The 515-nt window shown below is 56.1% G+C and carries 1 protein-coding gene; it reads left to right on the forward strand.

Translation table 11 applies throughout. The features are described from left to right. Window positions 1-484 (forward strand): IS3 family transposase (locus AB839_RS20875; RefSeq protein ID WP_156476717.1); only part of this gene is annotated, 484 nt, incomplete at its 5' end. Window positions 485-515 lie beyond the last annotated feature (31 nt).

Below are 515 nucleotides of genomic sequence, written 5' to 3' on the forward strand. Positions count from 1 at the left end.
CCAGAAGTGGGTGACCGACGTCACCGAGTTCAAGGTGCAAGGCATGAAGCTGTACCTGTCGCCGATCATGGACCTCTACAACGGTGAAATCGTGGCTTATCAGATCAAGCGCCAGCCCGTGTTCGATATGGTGGGTCAGATGCTGGAGGAGGCCATCAGCAAGCTTTCCCCGGAGGAGCGGCCAATGATCCACTCCGACCAGGGCTGGCAGTACCAGCATGAGAACTACCGGCACATGCTGGAAAAGCACTCGTTGAAGCAAAGCATGTCCCGACGTGGCAACTGCTTGGACAATGCGGCAATGGAAAGCTTCTTCGGGACGCTGAAGTCGGAGTTCTTCTACCTGAACAGCTTTGACAGCATCGAAAGCCTGGAGGCCGGGCTGGTGGAGTACATCAAGTACTACAACCAAGAGCGAATCAGATTGAAATTGAAGGGGCTAAGCCCGGTAAAGTACCGGGAGCAGGCCCAAGCAGCCGCCTGACCCCACCGTCCAAGTCTCGGGGGTCACTTCA

This window comes from Stenotrophomonas sp. DDT-1 (assembly GCF_001580555.1).
GTDB classification, from domain to species: Bacteria; Pseudomonadota; Gammaproteobacteria; order Xanthomonadales; family Xanthomonadaceae; genus Stenotrophomonas; species Stenotrophomonas sepilia.